This window comes from Paenibacillus vietnamensis, assembly GCF_020169515.1.
Lineage (GTDB): Bacteria > Bacillota > Bacilli > Paenibacillales > Paenibacillaceae > Pristimantibacillus > Pristimantibacillus vietnamensis.
The window spans coordinates 1-20,819 of record NZ_JAHMHW010000013.1 but is presented as its reverse complement, the minus strand read 5'-3'; the positions used below and the strand labels follow the sequence as shown (position 1 = coordinate 20,819).

The window sequence follows — 20,819 nt, the reverse complement described above, 5'->3', positions numbered from 1 at the left end:
CATCGCCTCAATAGATGTGATTGGACGGTCAGCCCTTGACGGAGCCGACCGTTACCTGCATGAAGGAGCGGTTTGCGAAAAGGTATACGAGAAGCAGCGGTAATATCGAGATGCACGCGCCTGCGAGCATCAGCTGATTTTCCATCGCCGCCCCGGCTCCGTACCTCAGGTTGGCCAAGCCGACAGGGAGCGTTTGCAAATCGGGCCGCGACAGCGAGAATACGAGCGGCAAAATATATTCGTTCCATGCGTTCCGGAAGGTGAACAGCGCTACGACAGCCAGCGCGGGCCGAAGAAGCGGCAAAATGATTCTCCAGAAGGTGGAGTAGAAATTGCAGCCGTCAATGAGCGCCGCTTCGTCCAAATCCTTCGGAATGCTGCGGAAAAAGCCGATCACCATGAAGAATGCGGTAGCGTGAGCGCTAATTAGAATGATTATGACACCCCATAATGATTTCTGCAATCCGATCGACACCATCAGATCGAATTGCGGACGCAGCACGACGGCGCCAATGGAAATGAACAGCGTAAACGATTGAAGAAAAACGAACAGCTTCTTTCCTCTAAAAGAGACGCGGTCAACGGCATAAGCCGCCATTGCGGATATGAGCAAGGTGCCTGCCGTCGCGAACACGGCTACATAAATGCTGTTAAACGTAAAGCTTGAAAAATCCGCCTGATTCCAGGCTTGCACATAATTTTTGAATTGCCACTTTTCCGGGAAAAACGTCGCTCCCGTCGTCAGCTCCAGGTTCGTCTTGAAGGAGCCGAGCAGCGCAACGACAATCGGGAACAGCATCAACGCCGCCGTTGCCAGCAGCAGCAGCCATACCGGCGTTCTGATCAGCATTTTACGAATCGTCATATTCCATCCCCCCAAAGCGTAAAATTCTTATCCTTTTAATAAACGTTGTTCAGCTTCTTCGACAGCCAGAAATACAGCCAGGTAACCAAGCCAACGATGACGGCGGTCGTAAAGCCGATCGCGCTGCCGTACCCGATGTTCTGAACGGAGGTACCCGTCGTCGTCAGCGGGAAAAACAGCTTGTACAGGTACAGGTACATGACCTCCGTTTTGCCGAAGGGACCGCCTTCCGTCAATACCATAATGCTCTCGTAGCCCTTAAGCGAGGTCGTAATGGCCAGCATAATGATCATCTGCAGCACGGGCCCCAGCATCGGAATCGTGATATACCACAACCGCTGGGCAGGATTTACGCCATCGAGCGACGCCGCCTCGTAGACATCCTCCGGAATGCTCTGAAGCCCGGCAATAAAAAGCAGCATATAGTTGCCGACGGCGCCCCAGACGGCGATGACAACGATGGTCAGCATCGCATAGGCTGCGCCGAGCCAGTCGATCGGACCGGATACCAATTTCAGCTTGAGCAGGTATTGATTGATGATGCCGTTGTAGGAGTTAAATACGATATAAAAGACGATGGACATAACCGATGCGCTGAAGATCGTCGGCAGAAAAAAGATCGCCCTGAAGGCATGCCGCCCGCGCAGCTTGCGGTTCAGAATGACGGCCAATATAAGCGATAACGGCAGCGTAATGATCAGCTTGCCGCCTGCATACACAAACGTGTTCGCAACCGACTGCCAAAACTCGGTATCCCGGAAGACCCTTGCAAAATTGCCGAGCCCGATAAATTTCGGGGTGCCGTATCCCTGATAATCGTAGAACATATATCGAAGCGCCCATAATACCGGATAAATGCCGAGAGCCATGGTCAGGAAAAAGCTGGGGAAGCTGAACAAATAGGCTCCGATTCGATTTTTATGCATGCTTATCTCTCCTCCCGTCTTGTAGCCTCATTGTAAAGGATGCCGTCAGACAGCCGGGATGGAGCAATCGATGAAGCTGGGGGGACGAAACCACTTTTGCAATAACGAACGGTTACAAGCAAAACGAAACGGCCTCAGTCCGATGGAATGTAGGACCAAGGCCGCTTAATTGATTTTTGTTATTTGCACTGTCTACCTGACGGGGTGCAGTTCATCGCATCGTCTGGGACTGCCGTTTGATTTTGATCAAGGGGAGAATTGCAGCAGCATGCACTTTGTACATCAGAACAGGGAGACGTTTAGCCGACTTCTCATTCTGCTGTATTTTTCACTCTAGAATCTGAGAAAATCCTCAGTTTGGGCCGGGAAGGTACGCGATCTGATGTAAAAGTACATTTTAAAGTATTTGCGGGCATCCTGTGTCAGGTTTCTGATGCATATAATACATCTGACTCGTATGCCGCCCCCTTCCTCACCTCTGCAGTGCGGCTTGTATCCCGTGCACCGTTCTCCAAAGCCCCTGCAAAGGGTCCCCCAGCGGAAAATATTCGAAGCCGACATATTTGCTGTAGCCCGTTTCGGCAATCGCTCTGAACACGTCGATGTAATTAATCTCGCCGATATAAAGCTCATGCCTTCCCGGATTGCCGGCGGCGTGGAAATGACCGATTTTATCGATGTTTTTCTGAATTCTCGCGATCAAATTCCCTTCCATAATCTGCTGATGATAGATGTCGTACAGCACTCTGACGTACGGGCTTCCGACTTCGTCGATGATCCGGAACGCCTCGTCCGAGCTGTACAAATAATACCCGGGATGGTCGACGACGGTATTAAGGGGCTCGACCACAAGCGTGATCCCCGCCTCCTCACAATAAAGAGCCGCCTGTTTCAGCCCTTCGACAATGCTTTGGTGCTGAACCGCTCTAGGTACTCCAGGAAGCTCGTTTCCGACCTGGCTGATCAGAGTAGGACAATTCATTCTTCTCGCCACGGCAATCGATTCCCGCAATCCTGCGATATACGCGCTTCGCTGCGCCGGATCGGCAAGGCTGATAAACCGGGTGGCAAACGCCGCCAGATCAAGTCCCAACGATTCCTTGGCGGCTTGAATGCGAACCAGATCCTTATCCCACCAGGACCAGAATTCGAAGGCGTTAATGCCGATCGACTTGATCGCTTCCATACTTTTGATAAAATCCCTGCCCGTGAATACCGCTTCCAAGCTGATCGATATTTTAAACATAGCTCCACTCCCCCGCATTGACTACTTCAATTGCTCGATGATGTAATCCGCCGTTCGAATGGATAGCGCCGCAATCGTAAGGAACGGATTGACCGCCCCGCTGGTCGGGATCAGACTGCTGCCGGCGACGTAGAGACCGGATACGCCGTGAATTTGGCCATACGGGTTCGCTCCCGAGATAGAGGGGTGTGTACCGATGCGGCAGGTGCCCATATCGTGCATAATTCGCCCGAGAGGCGGCATGCATACCCGGTCCAGCGTCACCTGCATCGCTTCCGCCGCCTGCCTGATGCCTTGCTCCATTCGGCGAATGACCTCCAGGTCCGCATCGCTGTAAGAGAAGCAGGCGACCGCCTTCGGCATACCGTATTCATCCGTATGGAGAGGAGTTAACGCCACCCGGTTCTCATACCTCGACTCTACTACTCCGGAACCGAGAATATCGAATTCTCTGCCGTACGGAGGGAAGCCGCGCATTTGCATTTGATACGGACGGTCGTTCGTACGCGGCGTATAAACGGCGAAAAGCCCCGGAATGCTCGGGTAGTCGCGGGGATCGATCTTTGCCAGCGCATCCACTCTGGAATGGCTGGTCAGGTAATGACCGACGGCCCCGCCGTTAATGCCCGAGTTCAGCAAAATTCGCGGCGTTTCGAAGGTGCTTGCTGCCAGTACAATGGCTTTGGCATGCAGGAAATAGGGTTTCCTGCTGCGGTCCATCACCCTGACACCGACCGCTTTTCCCTTTTCTGCGTATACTTGTACGGCCTTTGCTTTAATTGCCGTGTCATAGGGCCTCCTTTTCGCGGCATCTGCAAGCATCGCCATCGTACTGAACCGGGGAGGCACCGACCAGTATTCGCCCGGGGCAGCCGGCTGGACATTGATCGCTACCGGCGTTGTGTGCGCTTCGGGAAACCCGTCCCTGCGCAGCCGGTCAAGAAGAAACTCGGCTGCCTTATAGTAAGTCCGATTGACCTTCATGACATCTTCGGCGATGTTATAGTACATGTTCATTTCCGTGAAGGAAACGGGCCAGTCCGCAAGGTCGACCGGACTCATGCGGGGAGTAACCATCCCCCACAAGATCGACCTTCCGCCTAAAGCCATTAGCTGCTCAAACGGCCATCGGAGGGAATCATGTGCGTGAGGCCGGTCCGACGGAAAAGTCGGAAACGACTCCCAATGCAGCGGATTAGGAGGGTCAACATTGGCCGATAGAGGCGGCCAGTCCGGCAGATCGAATTTGTTGGCGGGCAATAAATAATCGCCGGCTTCGATCAGTCCGATTCGTTTCCCGTTATTTCCCCACTGCTGGGCGAGCCGCCACAGCACCGAGCCTCCGCCCGCGCCCGTTCCCACGATCAGCACATCGTAATCGGTTTTTTCCATCGTTTCGAGCGGCGTCCACGGATCAACGATGTCTGAGGAAGGAGGCGGGCAAACGGGAATAGCGTTAACCGGAAAGGCTGAAGCGAATTCCGCGGGCGGGCTGCCCGGTCTTCCATAATGATTCAATGGTACCGCTCCCTTTCGTCATAAAGCTTCTACCTAAATTTATGCGGAAGTTGAAGCGGTATTCTCGTCGTGGCTATGGCCATTGCTTCAATTCGGCCGTCATTTTTAATGGCCAGAAATGACGCCTAAACCCTGTATTGTGCGATTTTTACATTAGCAATAGATCAAAAGCAAAAAAAGACGGTGCAGGGACAGATCGTCCCTTCGCACCGCCATTTGCTTCCATTCCGATTTTCGTCACACCGGTTAGTCGTTAAACAAAGCGATCTTATCCTTCAGCAGCCCTTCGAACTGCTTCTCCAGCTCGTGCACGCCGGCCTTGTCCAGCTCGGCCTGGAACGAATCCCAAAGTCCGTCGAACTGCTCGGGCTTCGCCATGATCATCTCGGGCACTCTTTTTCTAAGCAGTTCGAGCGACTTCTGCATCGTAATGGCGCCGTCCGTATCCTGCGGAATGTTGATCTGCCACGCCGAGCCCCAAGGCTTGACCGGAAACTCGGATGACTGCGGATACAGATCCTTCCACATTTTGGCGCCGTAGCCTGCCAGCACTTCTTTTTCTACATCGGAATAAGAATCGATAATTTGCTGTTCGTTTTCGATTTTGTATGTTTGACCGGTTGCATCCGTTACGCCCGCTCCGTATTCAGGGAACGGATACAAATATACGCCAATGCCCGTTTTCTTGCCGTACTCCGGATCCGTTGTGCGCTTAGCCATCTCTTCCTTGGAGATGACGCGTTTTCCGTCCTGGATCGTGTAGTGGATCCCTTCGACGCCCCAGTTGTTCAAAATTTGCGCCTCGTCGGAGCACAGCCAGTCCAGGAACTTGATGGCGCGCACCGGATCCTTCGCGTCCTTGGATATCGCGACGCCTACGCCGCCGGAATAACCGGGGCTTTGGAAGTTTCTGTTCTGGAAGGTTTCATTCAGCGTGACCGGATACATGCCGTACGTTCTTTCGTCCTTGCCGGCCTGTCTGAGCGCCTGCATCGGCTCGCGGAACTGCCATTCGGAATCGATCAGGCCAAGCACGCGCCCGGAGGCGATTTTCGCTTTATATTGATCGTATTTCTGCACGAAGCTTTCCGGATCGATCAAGCCGGAATTGTACATATGGTTCAGCCATTTAAAATATTCCTTTTCCTCCGGGCGGGTAAAATGGACAACGGGCTTCTGAGTCGTTTCGTCGATATACCATTCCCCGTCATCGGAGCCGCCCGTCGAGAAGACGGCCGGGTTCGTCACGGATTGCGCAATGCGCCAGTCATCCGCCAGCAGCGAGAGGCCGATCGTCGGCTGCCCGTCGATCGTCGGGTGCTTCTCCAAATAAGCCCGAATGGCGTTTTCGAAATCCTTGACCGTTTTTATTTCCGGATAGCCGAGCTCCTTCACGACGTCATGCTGAAGCATGAAGCCGTCCTTCGGCTTCCACTGCACCTCGTTCACCCCGTACGCGCCGAGGAAGTAGATCGAAGGGTCGTCCTTGCTCCAGCGCAGCCGCTTCAAATAATCGCCGTAAAGCTTCTTGATATTCGGCCCATACTCCTCGATCAGCGGAGCCAGGTCGATGAGGCCGCCCGCTTCGACGAGCATATTCACCTCGTTTTTGGCAAAGATGAGATCCGGATATTCGTTGCTGGCCGCCATTAAGGAAATTTTCTGCTTCGGATCGCCGACCGGATAATCGATCTCCAGCTTGACGCCGGTCAATTCCGTAATTTTTTTGCCTACGTCGCTTTTCATGTTCTCGTAATTCGTGTTCATATCGGCCGAAAACATCGTGAGCGTAATCGGCTCCGGACTGCCGCCGTTTGCTCCGGCATTCGCCTCATTGCCCTCGGATGCATTTCCGCCCGAATTCGAGCCGGTACAGGCGGACAGGATGACCATTACACTTGCCATGGACAGTGCAAGAAGCTTGCTTTTTTTTCTCATGCATAACCCTCCTGAAATTTTTTATCTATGCAGCAACAGATGAACTGTTCATGCCGGGGACAGGCTAGCTTTTCACCGCGCCCAGCGTCAAGCCGCTGACGAAGTATTTTTGCAAAAACGGGTATATGGTCAATATCGGAAGGGTAGCTACGATCGTAATCGCCGCCCGGATCGACTCCGGCGACACGCGGGCCGCTACGGACGGATCGCCCGCCCTCGCCGCATCCGCGCTGCTTGCTCCCGCCGTCGTGTTCGCCAATATTTTCATCAGCTCATACTGCAGCGTCGATAAGTGCTGGGCGCTGCTGTTGTAAATGAACGTATCGAACCACGAATTCCATTGGCCTACCGCAACGAACAACGCGATCGTCGCAAGCACCGGCTTGCACAGCGGCAGGATGATCCGGAAGAAGATCGTCAGGTCGGATGCCCCGTCTATTTTGGCCGACTCCTGCAGGCTGTACGGAAGACCGTCCATATAGGAGCGGATGACGAAAATGTTCCACGCGTTCACGATGCCCGGCAGAATGTACACCCAGAAGCTGTTGATCAAATGAAGATCGCGCATCAGCATATACATCGGAATCAGCCCGCCGGAAAAATAAAGCGTCAGCACAAAAACCAGGGAAACCGGCTTTCTGGCGATAAAATCCTTGCGGCTTAGCACGTATGCGACCATCGCGGAGCTGAACACGCCGACGATCGTGCCGATCACGGTCCGGAGCACCGAATTTTGAAAGGCGACCAGCAGGTTGCTGTAGGTGAAGATTTGGCCGTAATTATCCCAGGTGAAGATTCGGGGCACCAGATAGATGCCGCCCCGCACCGAATCGGTCGAATCGTTGAGCGATATCGCCAGCACATTAAGAAACGGGTACAGCGTCGTAATTCCGACCACAATCATAAAGAGATATAATGCGGTTTCGAAGGCGAGCTCGCCGGGATTTATTTTTCGTTGCATTCTCATCATGGCGCCCCCTTATATTACGCTTTCGTTCGTGATCCGTTTGAATATCCGGTTCGACAGCAGCAGCAGCGTGATCGCCACCAGTGAATTGACGATGCCGATCGCCGTTCCGAACGAATACCGGCCCAAATTGATGCCGTAATTCAGAACGTACAAATCAAGCACTTCCGAGTAATCCTGCACCAGCGAGTTGCCGAGCAGGTACTGCTTCTCAAAGCCGATGCTCGTCAGCCAGCCGATCGATAAAATCAGCATAACCATCAGCGTCGGCCGTATTCCCGGAAGCGTAATATGCCACATCCGCCGGAGCCTGCTCGCCCCGTCCACCTTGGCGGCTTCGTACTGCTCGTTGTCGATGCCGGAAATGGCGGCCAGGAAAATAATCGAATTCCAGCCCATTTCCTTCCACAGGTCGGACATCGTCACGATGCCCCAGAACCATTCTCCCTTGGCCATAAACTGAATCGGCTGATCGATGAGGTTCAGAGCCAATAAAATTTCGTTCACGATACCCCCGTCCGTGGAAAGCATCTTCGTAATAATCCCCGCCACAACGACCCAGGACACAAAATGCGGCAGATAGGATATCGTTTGAATGCTGCGTTTAAACGGCGACCACCTGATCTCGTTCAGCAAAATGGCGAACACGACCGGAATCGTATAGCCGACCGCGAGCCCCATAAAGCTCATGGCCAGCGTATTGCGCAGCACCATGTAAAAATGAGGTTCCCGGAACAGCTGCACAAAATTGTCCAGCCCCACCCACTGCTGCTCGCCGAACGTTCTGCCCGGCTTAAATTTCTGAAACGCCATCGTCCAGCCCCAGAGGGGCAAATAACTGAAAACAAACAACCAGATGACGAACGGCAGCGACATGAGAAACAGATAGCGCTGCTCGAATGCGAGCCGCCACTTTGATCTTTTGCGGGCCGGAACGGCCGTGGCGGGCTGCAACAGGCTTAAATTTTCCATCCCCTTGTAACTCTCCTTTGCATTCGTTGTATTCGCTTACAGGGTTAACTATAAACGAGCGGAAGCGAATACAGTACCATACACAGAGGACATGAATCATGCAAAAAAAAGACATCATGCGCAGCCCGCATGACGTCGGCCGGTCAATTGCCCCATTGTTCGCGGTAGGAAGACGGGGATTGTCCCACATGCTTTTTGAATTTGAGATGAAAGTAGTCCACGCTTGCGTACCCGACCATGCCGGCCGTCTCGTATACTTTGGCTCCGCCCGCGAGCAGGCGCTTGGCTTTGTCCATCCGGACGCGGTCGAGATAGCTGCCGAACGATTCGCCCGTCTCCGACCTGAACTTTTTGCCCAAATACGATTTGTTGTAATGGAACAGTTCCGCCAGGCTTTCCAGCCCCAGATCGGAACCGCAATGCTCGGCGATATAGTCCAATATGGCCGAGAAGCCGTCGCTTTTGCGGCTGCTTCTCCACTCCTCCGCCAAATTTAACAGCTCCGCTTCTACGTATTGCCGGACATCCCGCAGCGTAGGCAAGCTCTCCGCCTGATGGACGACCTCGCCGACCGGCGTGTACAAGCCCTTCATCCGCTCGTCGATCGCCGTCAGACGGTTCATCATTTCGGTATACAAGGCGATCACGGCCGCTTTGACCCGCCGCTCTCCCCAGCCTGACCTGCGAAGCAGCCGCTCGGTACTATCCAGCAAACAGGCGATCGCCTCCAGGCTGCCGGATGCAACCGACTGCGCCGCCTCTTCCGCGCGCTGCTCCAGGAATAACAAATGCTGCGGCAGCTCAGCGCCCGCTTCCCGGCTCTCCCCGACAATAAGGCGGCCTGACCGGGAATAAAAAAACCGCTCGTTCATTCTCTCCAGCGCGGGCAAATAGCTGTCCGTCAGCCGGCCGAAATCAGAGACGGGTTCCCCTTCGGACAGTACAAGCTTCAGCCCGAATGTATCTTCCGCGCCGGCAAAGCATTCCTCAAGCTCGGATGCCTGGACCGGCTTGTCCGTCAGCACACATAAGCATGCCCCGCAAAGGAACGCCGTTCCCCGCAGCCCAAGCGAAGCCAGATGCCCCTTCAGGCTTGAGCTCAGCCCGGCTGCCGCAGCGGGCTCGATTCCATGCCTTTCGCCGCCAATCAGCACAATCCGGTATTCGTCCCATGGCAGCGCCAGCCCGGCTGCGAGCATGCCGGCGTCCTCCTCGCCCGAAGGCATACGTCCGGTTTGCAGCAGCTCCTGAAGGGCCTGCTCCGCCCGGATGCTCCGGAATTGCTGCCGGTGCTCCTTCTCGCGGCTCCTCTGCTCCCACTCCGTTCGCAGGCTGCCCAGCTTCGCTTCCAGCTCCTTCGGGTTAATCGGCTTAAGCAGAAAGGAGCGTACGCCGAACTCCATCGCTTTCTGGGCGTATGCGAATTCGGAAAAGCCGCTCAGCACAAGGAAATCGCATGTGATGCCGGCCTTTCTCGCTTCCTCGATCAGCTTTAATCCGTCCATGCCCGGCATCTTGATGTCCACGATGACGATATCCGGCTCAAGCTCCTCACATAACCGCAGGCCGTCAATGCCATTATCCGCCTCTCCGCCGAGCCGGATGCCGAATGCCTTCCAATCGACGATCGTGCGCAGGCCCAGCCGGATGATCGGCTCGTCGTCAATAATCAACAGCTTGTACATGCTCGTCCCCCTTTCGGATCGGCAGCCTCATGACGACCTTCGTCCCATGGCCTGCCCTGCTCGTTATCTCAATCCCGTATTCGGATCCGTAATGCAGCTTGATGCGGTGATGCACGTTTCGCAGGCCGATCCTCTGCTCGGTATGGTCATCCGCCTCGTTTAACGACGCTTCGACCGCCGCCAGCCGGTCCGGCTCGATCCCGCTGCCGTTATCGGACACCTGGATGGTCATGTGGGTCGATTCGCGGATCATTTTAATGTCCAGCTGCCCCTTCCCGAGCTTGCTCTCGATGCCGTGCACGATGGCGTTTTCCACGACCGGCTGCAGCAGCATCGGCAAAATATCGATCCCTTCCATGTCCTCATCTTCCGGAAGCGAATACGAGAGCCTGTCGCCGAACCGGAACTGCTGAATGTCCAAATACATGCGGACGAACTCCATTTCCCGCTGCAGAGGGACCGGCTGCCGGCCGATCTCGAGACTGTGCCTCAGCAGGTTCCCAAGCGCCATTAACGTATTCGCGATCTCATGCTCGTTCTGGCAGTGCGCTTTCATACGGACGGTCTCCAGCACATTGAACAAGAAATGGGGATTCACCTGGCTCACAAGCATGCGGAACTTCATCTCGTTGTGATTCAGCTGCAGCTCGTGGTTTTGCCTCTGCTCCTCTCCCAGCTGCCGGACGAGCGTCTCGATGCTGCTGACCATGAAGTTGAAATGGCGGGACAGCTGGCCGACCTCGTCACCTCCCCGGACGACGGACCGGAGCGTCAAATCGCCCATCGCCACCTTTCTCAAATCGCGGCTGAGCACATGGATCCGCTTGCTCAGCATGCCGGAAAAATAAAGAATCATCAGGGTAGACAGAATCAGGCTGCTGCCGATGATCGCGTACGCGATGTAGCTGATGTTTTTTGATTCCTTTAAAATCGACTCCAGCGGGATGACGCTTACGATGCTTAAGGAATCGTCGCTGTATTCCAGCCGGATGGAGCGGGAAATGATTTTGACCTTCTCCCCCATATAGCTTGCCGTCTCCGGTTCGGTCATCCCGGGCCCGATCGAATCGCTAAGGCCCAGCCTTTGAAGAGATTGCCCGGTCAAGGCCGGGTTCGTCGACACGATAATATCGCTGTGCTCCGTGACCAGCATCGTCTCGAAAGGCTCCCGGCTCAAGATCGACTGAAGTTTTCCCGGATTAACCGTCATCACCAGAATGCCGATCGGCTTCATGCTTTTGTTAAAAATTTGGCGGGACAAGCTTAAATAGTCGCCATCTCCTCTGGTCGGATCCGGCATATAATACCAGCCGACTCTCCCGCGGTTTGTTCGGGTCTCCTGAAACCAGGCTTCGGACCGGATCTTTTCGCTGATTTTGAAGATCGACCAGTTTTCGAGCAGCGTGTCATTGAACGCATATAACCGGATGCCGGCGATCTCTTTATACAGCTCCTGAAAATTCGTAAAATCGTCGTAACCCTCGTAGGCGTTGTAAACCTCCAGGTCCGATTCGTACTGCCGGTCGATAATATTCTTCAATTGCTGGTCAAAGTAAAGTGTGTTGGACACATCGTAAGGAATTTTCAGCGTTTCCTCAATTTGCTTCCGGATTTTTTCCACGTTGTTCGTGGACTGCATAACCGCATGCTCCACCGACTGCCCGCGCAAGGAATGCGTCAGCAGCAGCCCTACGGTAATGACGGGCAAAAAAACGACAAGCAGATAAGTCATGATCAGTTTGCTGCGGATTTGAATGTTGTTCGTGACGGAAGTGATGTATGAAGTTCCGGGCACTCGGTCAACCCCCTTAGAGGTAAGCGTATTCAATCAGGAAGCGGACGCTCGGGTGGAGCGGTCGAGCAGAGGCCGTCCATCAGATGTCATATCCATTATATAAAAAATTTCACCTGGGTCTATCCCCCCCAAAAAAAAGAGCCGAACGCCGGGGACTGGAAATCCCGGACATTCGGTTCCTATGGTTTTATTTTCGTTCCGGGTACAGGAGAATCCACCTTGCGTAGTCGTCCGCCACCCGGGTCTTGTCCGCCCGCACCACGTACGAAACCGGATCGACAGCGATGTACAACCCGTTGCTTAACGCACGAAGCGTTCCGTTTCCGTTGCCGGTTTCCGCATAAAGGAACGTCTCTCGATCACCGATTTCCGTCGCGTTGGCCAGGACGGTTCCATCCGGTTGTACGGATAAATATAACCCCGTAGCGCGGGAACGGAAAGCAAAGCGGTTCTCAACATTCCAATACACCGCTTCATACATGCTGGCCTCATTTTCATCCAGAGAGGAAACGGTTACCGGAGCATCCGCCTCCGGCGCGCTTAAGAACGTTCCTGTGGACGCGTCTTTCCTAAGCTTCCCTTCCGATCGGATCGAGACATTCATCTTGATAGGGGCCGGTGCGGGATGTTCCGCATCCAGCAAACCTCCATACGAAGGATGGTCCAAATAAAACACATCCAGCCGGTAGCGATCCAGCACCTCTTTTGTGTATTTTAATTCGGATACCGGCAGCTTCAATTTATCCCGATACAAGCTCCAGATTTGATGGTACATTGGTCGGAACTGCCCCCGATTGAGCGGGGAGACAACTTCGTTCGGCCACCATGGCTTTGTATATCCGATACCCGGAAGGGGCGTATACGGAACGTCATACCCGAGTCCGTACTGTGCCGCATATTCGGCTCCTTTCAGGAGCAGATAAGAATTGTCCGGATAGGATACCATATCGGCGCCGTACTCGCTCGCCTTCCTCTGGTTATAACCGATCTCGGCCGTCATCGAGAGCAGTCCGATTCCCAGCTGGGAATGGGCCTGGTCGCGGCCGCTCTCCTGGAGCTGGCCGTATCCGGTTTGAACATAATGAAGCAGCGAGCCGTTGCCTTCACCGTGCTTGAAATAATCTACAGCTTCCTTGTATAAGGATTCATCGTCCGCGAACACGCCGAGGCAGATAACGAACAGCGTATCTGCGGCGTCCCAGTTCCCGTTCGCCCAGCCTCCGTTCACTTGCCCGTACGTGCTGACGATCGGATAAAAGATCCCGTACATCATACCGGTAAAACGTACAATATCCGCCTCCGCCCACCCGGCATCCGTATGCCGGATAATTTCAGCTGCGTTGAGCAGCTTGTATCCGTACAAGCTGGCAGCTAATTGCGCATCACGTCCTTGTATTGAAGTCAAAACGTTCGACCAGCCGTTCAAAATCCGAATAGCGTTATCGGCATATACACGGTCGCCCGTTACGGCCCATTCGACCGCTTGCAGCAGAGCGGCCGACGCACTGTTTTGCAAGTCCCCGTTGCCTTTGCTTCCGTTCACAAGATCATTACGGTACACAATTTCATGAAAATTATTCCGGTATTCGGGCTTGGCCAGCGGGTTTGCTTGCAGCAAATTCCAAGAGCTGTACCACGGCTCCTTTTGTTCCGATACCATTCGCTTCATCCGGTCCAGCTCATCCTGCGGATACAGCATCCCCGGATGAAGGAAGGTTTCGCCCGCTTCGGCGGACACGGCTGGCGAAGACGCCGGTGCGAGCCATGTCAAAAACGATAGGATCATGGCGCAGCAAGCGGCCCATATGATCTTCTTGCTCCAAGGTAACATCATTTTTTACGATTAACCTCCTTATTTACAAATATTGGATGTTTTTTTGCGATCATGTCGGATAACAGTTTCAGGATAACGCTTTCAATCTTACGGTTTAACGGTCATCATAAGCTCCCCCTTCCGTGTCGCTGCTTCATAAAGATAAAATGCGGTTGCCTATTCCGAAAGTTCAATATGTAACGGAAGCATCGATATATAATGATCCGCAAAAAACAAACCCTGCCGCAGACGCGACGGGGAGGCTTTGGTACGACGGACGAAAAACACCCGGATGAAACGTTCGGTCCGGCACGCCTTTCGGGTGACCGGAGGTCGTCTTTTCATGGACAAAAAAGACACTTAGGCAGCCAATTGTGTGATTTCAATATTGTAACGGTTATCTCTGTGCTTTAAAGACATGCCACTCAAGAAAACAAACCCCCAATCCGTTCTAAACGACTCTCCTGTCCGATAGCCGCCGACACTTGCCGTTTAGCCGTTCTAAGCGGCGTTTATGTCCGTTGCAAAACAACAAATGGCGGTGCAGGGATCGTCCCTGGGCACCGCCATTTCTTCAAAGATTTTTCGTCACAGGAATGAATTCCGATTCCGATTCCGATTCAGTTTCGCACCTGGACCTGCCCGATGCTCCGCACCCCTTACTTCATCGGGATAGGCGCTTCGCCGACCTCGCGAACCAAGGCGGTCACCGCCTTTTGCCATCCGGTCAAGCATTTGTCCCTTGCGGACGGATCCATTTGCGGCTCATACGTGCGGGAGCTTCGGACGCTCGCTTCCAGCTCTTCCGCCGAGCTCCAGATGCCGGCCGCCATGCCGCCCAGGTAGACCGAGCCCATCGCGGACAGCTCCGCAACGCCTGCGCGGACGACTTTTTTGCCGAGCATATCCGATTGGAACTGCATTAGCAATGCGTTATCCGCCGCTCCTCCGTCCGCGCGCAGCTCTTCGAGGGCGACGCCCGACTCGGACTGAAGCAGCGAGACCGCATCATAGACCTGATAAGCAATGCTTTCGAGCGCAGCGCGAATCAAATGCGCCTTGCCTGTGCCGCGGTTCATCCCGGTGATCGAAGCCCTTGCGTTCGGCTGCCAATACGGGGCTCCAAGGCCGACGAAGGCGGGAACGAGGTATACCCCCTCATTGTCCGGTGCATCCTCCAGCAGACGTTCCATCTCCTCGAACGAGGAAAATAAACCTAAATTGTCGCGGAGCCACTTCAGACTGTCGCCGGAGGTACGGATTACCGCTTCGAGAGCATAGGTGACGATGCCTTCCCTGCCCCAGGCAATCGTCTGAACGAGTCCGCTGCCCGCGGGCGCGGGCCGGGCGCCGACGTTCATCAGCACGGAGGTACCCGTCCCGTAGGTCGCCTTCGCCATTCCTTCCTCGAGGCACAGGTTGCCGAACAACGCCGCCTGGGAGTCGCCGATGACGCCCGAGATCGGAACAGCCGTCTCCCCGAGCCAGCCTCCGGCCTCCGTATAGCCGAATACCTCGTCGGAGTACTTCACCTCAGGCAGCAGCGAGGACGGTACGCCGAATAACCTGCACATTTCTTCGTCCCACTCCAGCGTATGAATATTGAACAGCGAGGTTCTGCTCGCGTTCGTGTAATCGGTGGCATGCACCTTGCCGCCCGTCAGCTTCCAGACCAGCCAGCTGTCGATCGTGCCCGCAAGCAGCCTGCCATCGGCAAGCTTCTCCTGCGCGCCCGCGGCGTGCTCCAGCATCCAGCCCCATTTTGCCGCCGAAAAATAAGGGTCCAGCATCAGCCCGGTTTTCGCGGTGACGGCCGCCTCATGCCCCGCCGCCCGGTATTCCCCGCAGCGGTCGGCCGTCCGCTGGCACTGCCATACGATCGCGTTGCAGACCGGCTCGCCGGTGTTGCGGTCCCACAGAACCGCCGTTTCGCGCTGGTTGGTGATCGTAAGCACGGCGAGCTCAGCCGCAGATATGCCCGCCTGCCGCAAGACCGCTAACGCGCTCTTTTTCACATTTTCGTAAATTTCCAGCGGATCGTGCTCCACCCAGCCCGGCTTCGGATAATGCTGCTTATGCTCCTCGGAGCATCTGGCCAGCACCGTCCCATTCCGGTCCGTCAACAGCGCCTTCGTTCCCGAAGTGCTCTGGTCGATTGCCAAAATATACTTATTCATGCCAGCCATCCTATCTGCCCAGCAGCTCCAAGGCGATCCTCTTGATATTGTCCGCGCTGATTCCGTAATGCTCGAACACCTCGGACGTTTTGCCCGCGATCGCCGGCTCGTCCGGAATGCCCAGAATGCGCACCGGAACCGGGTGATTCTGTACGACTACCTCGGCGACAGCCGCTCCGAGCCCCCCGTGAACGCTGTGCTCCTCGACCGTAATGATCCGCCCGGTCTCGCGTGCGGCGTTTACGATCGCTTCCTCGTCAAGCGGCTTGATCGTATGCATGTTAATTACCCGTGCGGACACGCCCGCTTCCTGCAAAGCCGCCTCCGCATCCAGCGCGACCCGCACCGTTTCGCCTGCGGCGATGATCGTCACATCCGTGCCTTCGCGCATCGTCACCGCTTTGCCAAGCACGAACTCATACTCGTCGGATTCGTATACGTCTTCAACCGGGTTGCGTCCGATCCGAATATAAGCGCCGCCTTCGTAATCGACAAGCGCTTCGGTCATTTTTTTCGTCTCGTGGCGGTCTGCAGGCAGCACAACGGCAAGCCCCGGAATCGCCCGCATAACCGCCAGGTCCTGCACGGAATGATGCGACATGCCGAGCGCCCCGTAGCTGACGCCGCCGCTGATGCCGACAAGCTTCACGTTCGTCCCCGAATAAGCAACGTCGACCTTGATCTGCTCGATGCTGCGCATGCTCAGGAAGCATGCCGGCGACGTAACGAACGGCTTTTTGCCGCTGTGCGCAAGCCCTGCCGAGATGCCGACGATATTTTGCTCCGCGATGCCGACCTCTACGAATTGCTCCGGATACGTATTGGCAAAAGGCGCCATAGCCGCCGAGCCGCGGGAGTCGCTGGCCAGCACCATGATGTCGCGGTCTTCCTCCGCCAGCTTCAATAATGTATCGCAAATAACCTGCCGGTTTGGAATTTTGTTAGCCATGCCGGTTTACACCGTTCCTTTCTGCCCGTAGGATTCCTGAAGCGCCGTAAGCTCGGCAAGCGCAAGCTCCAGCTGCTCGTCGTTCGGCACGTGATGATGCCAATGCGCGACGTTCTCGGCAAACGATACGCCCTTGCCCTTGACGGTGTTCGCCATAATTAAAGTCGGCTTGCCGGGCGCTTCCGGTACGGCCTCGAACGCCTGCACGAGCGAATCCATATCGTTGCCGTCGATGGATACGACATGCCAGCCGAATGCCGCCCATTTGTCCTCCAGCGGGTCGAGCCCCATAACTTCCTCCGTCGAGCCGCTGATTTGCAGCCGGTTGCGGTCGATGATGCCGACGAGGTTCTCCAGCTTGTAATGGGCCCCGGCCATCGCCGCCTCCCAGACGGAGCCCTCGGCTTGCTCGCCGTCGCCCATCAGGCAAAATACGCGGTAGCTGCTGTGGTCCCGCTTGGCGGCAAGCGCCATGCCTACGGAAATCGCGAGTCCGTGGCCGAGCGCCCCCGTATTCATCTCGATGCCCGCCACCTTGTTGTTCGGATGGCCGATCAGGCGCGTGCCGAACGCGCTGAACGTCTTCAGCTCCTCCTTCGGGAAAAAGCCGAGATCGGCGAGAATGCACCATAACGATTCGACCGAATGCCCCTTGCTGGCGATAAAACGGTCGCGCTTTTCCCATTTCGGATTTTGCGGGTCGATCTTCATAACGTGGTAATACAAAGCGGTCAAAATATCCGTGTTGCTGAGCGAACCTCCGGTATGCCCCGTTTTTGCGCCATGGATCATCCGCAGCAGATCCATCCGGATTTGCGCCGCCTTCGCTTTCAGTGCTGTCGTCTCCATACTCCCATCCTCCTCTTTATAAACCTGCGCCGCGCAGCCAAGCCTGGATTTCTCTCTCCGTCGGATCGACCGGATCCGGAGTCAGGCCCGGAATATAGCTGCAGGCCTCATATAAAGCCGGGATAGCGTTCGCGTGAATGCCGACCGAATGATGAACGTAAGGCCCTTTAACGAGTTTTTCCTCCCACAGCGGCCAATCGTTCACCTCTACCCAAACATAGGAGCCGCGCGTGTAAGGCCCTTGAATGCCGCGGGCTTTGCCGAGGAATAGCTGGTATTCGCCGTGATCTCCGTCGAACCGCGCCAGCGTCATGTCGCCGCCCTTGATTTCCCCTTCATGCGTTCCCGGCGAATGATCGTCGAACAAAAAGTGCTTGCGCAGCTTCGGATTGCTCTCTACCGACAGCGACACCGGGAAGTTGCCGCAGTGGAACAGCAGCTCGCCGTTCGGATTTTCCGGGTGGCGGACGGTCAGATCCGCGAAAAACGTCGGGTGCTGGTTCATCGTCGCCGCCTGCACCATCACCGATGTAATCGCGCCGTGGATATCCGTTTCACAGGTAACCGGGATCTGCTCGTCGGTCAATATCGCGTTCGCAAGACAAGGCATAATGCCCATTGCATCCTGCAGAGAAGACCAGCATTGGATGGCAATGGCGGAGCTGCCTGTACGAAGCGCGTAAGACTTCATGGCCACCTTCAGCGCCGCGATGCGTCTCACGTCCTCCTCCGTTACCTCTGACCAGTCCAGTTTTTCCTTGATATAATCGATCGCTTCCGCCAGCTCGGAGCTGCTGCCGTTCTCGATCCGTTTCGTTTCCCTTTGAATGTCGACCAGTGTAATCGGATGAATCTCGATGCCGAAGCGCTCGAGCAGCTCGCCCTCGTTGCACATCATCGTCCAGAACGACGAGGGGCGCGGCCCGATCTGCAAAATGCGCAGGCTGCGGAACTGCTTCACCACATTCGCCGCCGCCGCAAAATTCGTGAATCCGCGTTCAAATACCGGATCGTCTACCCGGCTGTTCGTCACATATGTGAACGGAACGTTGAAGCGGCGGAGCACTTTGCCCGTCGCGAACAAGCCGCACTGCGTATCGCGAAGACGCATACCGTCCTCAAGCGGCGCCTCGTCCCTCGGTCCCCAGAGCAATACCGGCTTGCCGAGCGCCTTGCCGACTCTTGCGACCGTATCCTCCGTGCCGAAGTTGCAATGCGGGAAAAACACGGCGTCCACGTCTTCCTTCTTGAACCGCTCGATAATCAGATCCGCATTAATGTTGTCGTCGTACAGCAGGCCTTCGCTGTTAATTCCCTCCAGATCCACGATGTCGATCCCGAGGCCGAAGCTTTCGATTTTTTCTTTGATGAGCACCTTGTACTTGAACGCGTCCTCTGCGCTAAAAACGAACCGTCTCGTCGGCGCATATCCCAATTTGAGCTTTTTCATCGTTTGCTCTCCCCTAATGTCAACTTAACTTTCTAAACTAAAATGTTGTTGAAGTAAACTAAACATAATCCCTGTTAAGCTAATATATTGGCTTGTGACTTAATTTATCACCATTTTGGAGCGAGGTCAACGAGTTTATTTGAATTTTAGTTTAATATTTAGTTTTTTAGGCTAAACTATTAAGTGAAGTTAAGTGAATTCCTTGCACTTCGGGAACGATCCGTGTAAACTAAACCTACTAAACCACAGGGCTACAGGAATGGGGATACAGAGCAGTGAAAATGGAGGATATCGCAAGGCTGGCAGGAGTATCGAAAGCGGCCGTATCGCTTGCCTTAAATGGCAAACCGGGCATCGGCGCCGAAACCCGCGACCGCATTTTACAGATCGCGGAGGAGAACGGCTATACGCATAAAGCGAGAGCCTCGGTTCAGGAGCAGACGATGAAGTCGCTGACCTTCCTCGCCTTTGCAAACTCGGGGATCGTACTGGAGCAATACTATCAGCAGCCTTTTTTCCGGGAGCTGATTCATCATATTGAAGAAAGATGCAGATTGAGCGGATTTTCGCTTATTTATACCTCGATCGAGCAGGAGCATTTCAAGGAGAAAATCAAGGCGCTGGACGAAGAGAAGCGCAGCGACGGCGTCATTCTGCTCGGCACGAACCTGGACCAGGCGCAAATTGCGGCCGTAGCCGACAACATTTCCGTGCCGCTGGTCGTGCTGGACAACTGCTTTGAAACGCTGCCGGTCCATTTTGTCGCCATCAATAATGTGATGGGCGCTTATCAGGCCGGCTCGCATCTGTGCGCCGCTCAGCACCGGAACATCGGCTACATCGCATCGAACGTGCGCATTCACAATTTCGACGAGCGGAAGCGCGGCTTCGATGCCGCGCTGCGGGACAACGGCCTCCAGGTGAACGGCGATGCCGTGTTCTCCGTGGCGCCGACGATCCTGTCCTCGCAAGAGGCTTTGAAAAGTCAGCTTACGGCTTACCTCGAATCGGGCAGGACGCTGCCGACCGCCTTTTTCTGCGAATGCGATTATATCGCGATCAGCGCGATCAAGACGCTCGCCGAGCTCGGATACCGGATTCCCGAAGACGTATCGGTCATCGGCTTCGACAACATCTCGGAAGCGAGAATCGTATCGCCGGAGCTGAGCACCATCCATGTCGCGAAGGAGCGAATGGCTCATCTGGCCGTCGATTTGCTGCTCGAGGCCATTGCCTCCGACGACCCGGCCAAAACAAAAATTACCGTAGACACTCGTCTCGTAGAGCGTCATTCGACCGGCGTCCCGCTGATCGCTCTGGGCAGCTGAGCCCTGGGAGATTCGCGCCAATCGCGCCTTTTGGGTGATGTTCGCCGCGTGCAGGCTGCTCTGCTGCAGTTTCTGCAGCAGATCCACACCTATACGTGCCATTTTGGGCGATTTCCGCTGTGTACGGCCAGTTCTGCTGCAGTATTTCCGCCGCACACGGTTCATTCTGCTGCATTTCCTGCAGCAGAATGAGCCAAAAGCTGGGCTGACTAGCGTTCTGCTGCACTTCTTGCAGCAGATCTACACCTATACGTGCCATTTGGGGCGATTTCCGCCGCACACGGCACATTCTGCTGCATTTCCTGCAGCAGAATGAGCCAAAAGCTGGGCTGACTAGCGTT

General features: G+C 55.0%; 15 protein-coding genes. 1 reads left to right on the top strand and 14 read right to left on the bottom strand.

Annotation, left to right across the window (positions count from 1 at the left end; genetic code table 11):
* Positions 1 to 28 precede the first annotated feature (28 nt).
* The 14 genes from KP806_RS20295 to KP806_RS20230 all read right to left on the bottom strand — a co-directional run bounded on the left by KP806_RS20295 (position 29) and on the right by KP806_RS20230 (position 19,150).
* Complete coding sequence (locus KP806_RS20295) at positions 29 to 865, bottom strand: carbohydrate ABC transporter permease (RefSeq protein WP_224725570.1); 837 nt, start codon at positions 863 to 865, stop codon at positions 29 to 31.
* A 35-nt stretch (positions 866 to 900) separates the two neighbouring features.
* The gene (locus KP806_RS20290) at positions 901 to 1,791 is read right to left on the bottom strand and encodes a carbohydrate ABC transporter permease (protein WP_224725569.1); all 891 of its coding nucleotides are present in this window, start codon (positions 1,789 to 1,791) and stop codon (positions 901 to 903) included.
* 472 nt (positions 1,792 to 2,263) lie between these two features.
* Entirely contained in the window at positions 2,264 to 3,037 is a 774-nt protein-coding gene (locus tag KP806_RS20285; RefSeq protein WP_224725568.1) for a hydroxypyruvate isomerase family protein, read from the bottom strand.
* Positions 3,038 to 3,058: 21 nt separating this feature from the next.
* The gene (locus KP806_RS20280) at positions 3,059 to 4,555 is read right to left on the bottom strand and encodes a GMC oxidoreductase (protein WP_224725567.1); all 1,497 of its coding nucleotides are present in this window, start codon (positions 4,553 to 4,555) and stop codon (positions 3,059 to 3,061) included.
* Between the two features lie 246 nt (positions 4,556 to 4,801).
* Positions 4,802 to 6,493, bottom strand: a complete 1,692-nt coding sequence (locus KP806_RS20275; RefSeq protein WP_224725566.1) for an ABC transporter substrate-binding protein — start codon at positions 6,491 to 6,493, stop codon at positions 4,802 to 4,804.
* Positions 6,494 to 6,557: 64 nt separating this feature from the next.
* Positions 6,558 to 7,460 carry a carbohydrate ABC transporter permease gene (locus KP806_RS20270; RefSeq protein ID WP_224725565.1) on the bottom strand — a complete coding sequence of 301 codons (903 nt, stop codon included), beginning with the start codon at positions 7,458 to 7,460 and terminating at the stop codon, positions 6,558 to 6,560.
* A gap of 12 nt (positions 7,461 to 7,472) precedes the next feature.
* On the bottom strand, positions 7,473 to 8,432 hold the full coding sequence (locus KP806_RS20265) for an ABC transporter permease (protein ID WP_224725564.1): 960 nt from the start codon (positions 8,430 to 8,432) through the stop codon (positions 7,473 to 7,475).
* Positions 8,433 to 8,575: 143 nt separating this feature from the next.
* Positions 8,576 to 10,117: a response regulator transcription factor gene (locus tag KP806_RS20260; protein WP_224725563.1), complete on the bottom strand. Its 1,542-nt coding sequence runs from the start codon at positions 10,115 to 10,117 to the stop codon at positions 8,576 to 8,578.
* Entirely contained in the window at positions 10,095 to 11,912 is a 1,818-nt protein-coding gene (locus tag KP806_RS20255) for a cache domain-containing sensor histidine kinase (RefSeq protein WP_224725562.1), read from the bottom strand. Before KP806_RS20255 ends, KP806_RS20260 begins: the two co-directional genes overlap by 23 nt.
* Before the next feature lie 187 nt (positions 11,913 to 12,099).
* A complete protein-coding gene (locus tag KP806_RS20250; protein ID WP_224725561.1) occupies positions 12,100 to 13,746 on the bottom strand; it encodes an alginate lyase family protein in 1,647 nt (548 codons plus the stop codon).
* Between the two features lie 638 nt (positions 13,747 to 14,384).
* A complete protein-coding gene (glpK, locus tag KP806_RS20245) occupies positions 14,385 to 15,911 on the bottom strand; it encodes a glycerol kinase GlpK (protein ID WP_397376419.1) in 1,527 nt (508 codons plus the stop codon).
* Between the two features lies 1 nt (position 15,912).
* Positions 15,913 to 16,851, bottom strand: coding sequence for a transketolase family protein (locus KP806_RS20240; RefSeq protein WP_224725559.1), 939 nt, complete (start codon positions 16,849 to 16,851; stop codon positions 15,913 to 15,915).
* A gap of 6 nt (positions 16,852 to 16,857) precedes the next feature.
* Positions 16,858 to 17,700, bottom strand: coding sequence for a transketolase (locus tag KP806_RS20235; RefSeq protein WP_224725558.1), 843 nt, complete (start codon positions 17,698 to 17,700; stop codon positions 16,858 to 16,860).
* Between the two features lie 16 nt (positions 17,701 to 17,716).
* Positions 17,717 to 19,150 carry an L-fucose/L-arabinose isomerase family protein gene (locus tag KP806_RS20230; RefSeq protein ID WP_224725557.1) on the bottom strand — a complete coding sequence of 478 codons (1,434 nt, stop codon included), beginning with the start codon at positions 19,148 to 19,150 and terminating at the stop codon, positions 17,717 to 17,719.
* A gap of 275 nt (positions 19,151 to 19,425) precedes the next feature.
* Between KP806_RS20230 and KP806_RS20225 the strand changes: the two genes are divergently transcribed.
* On the top strand, positions 19,426 to 20,478 hold the full coding sequence (locus KP806_RS20225) for a LacI family DNA-binding transcriptional regulator (protein ID WP_224725556.1): 1,053 nt from the start codon (positions 19,426 to 19,428) through the stop codon (positions 20,476 to 20,478).
* Positions 20,479 to 20,819: the final 341 nt, after the last annotated feature.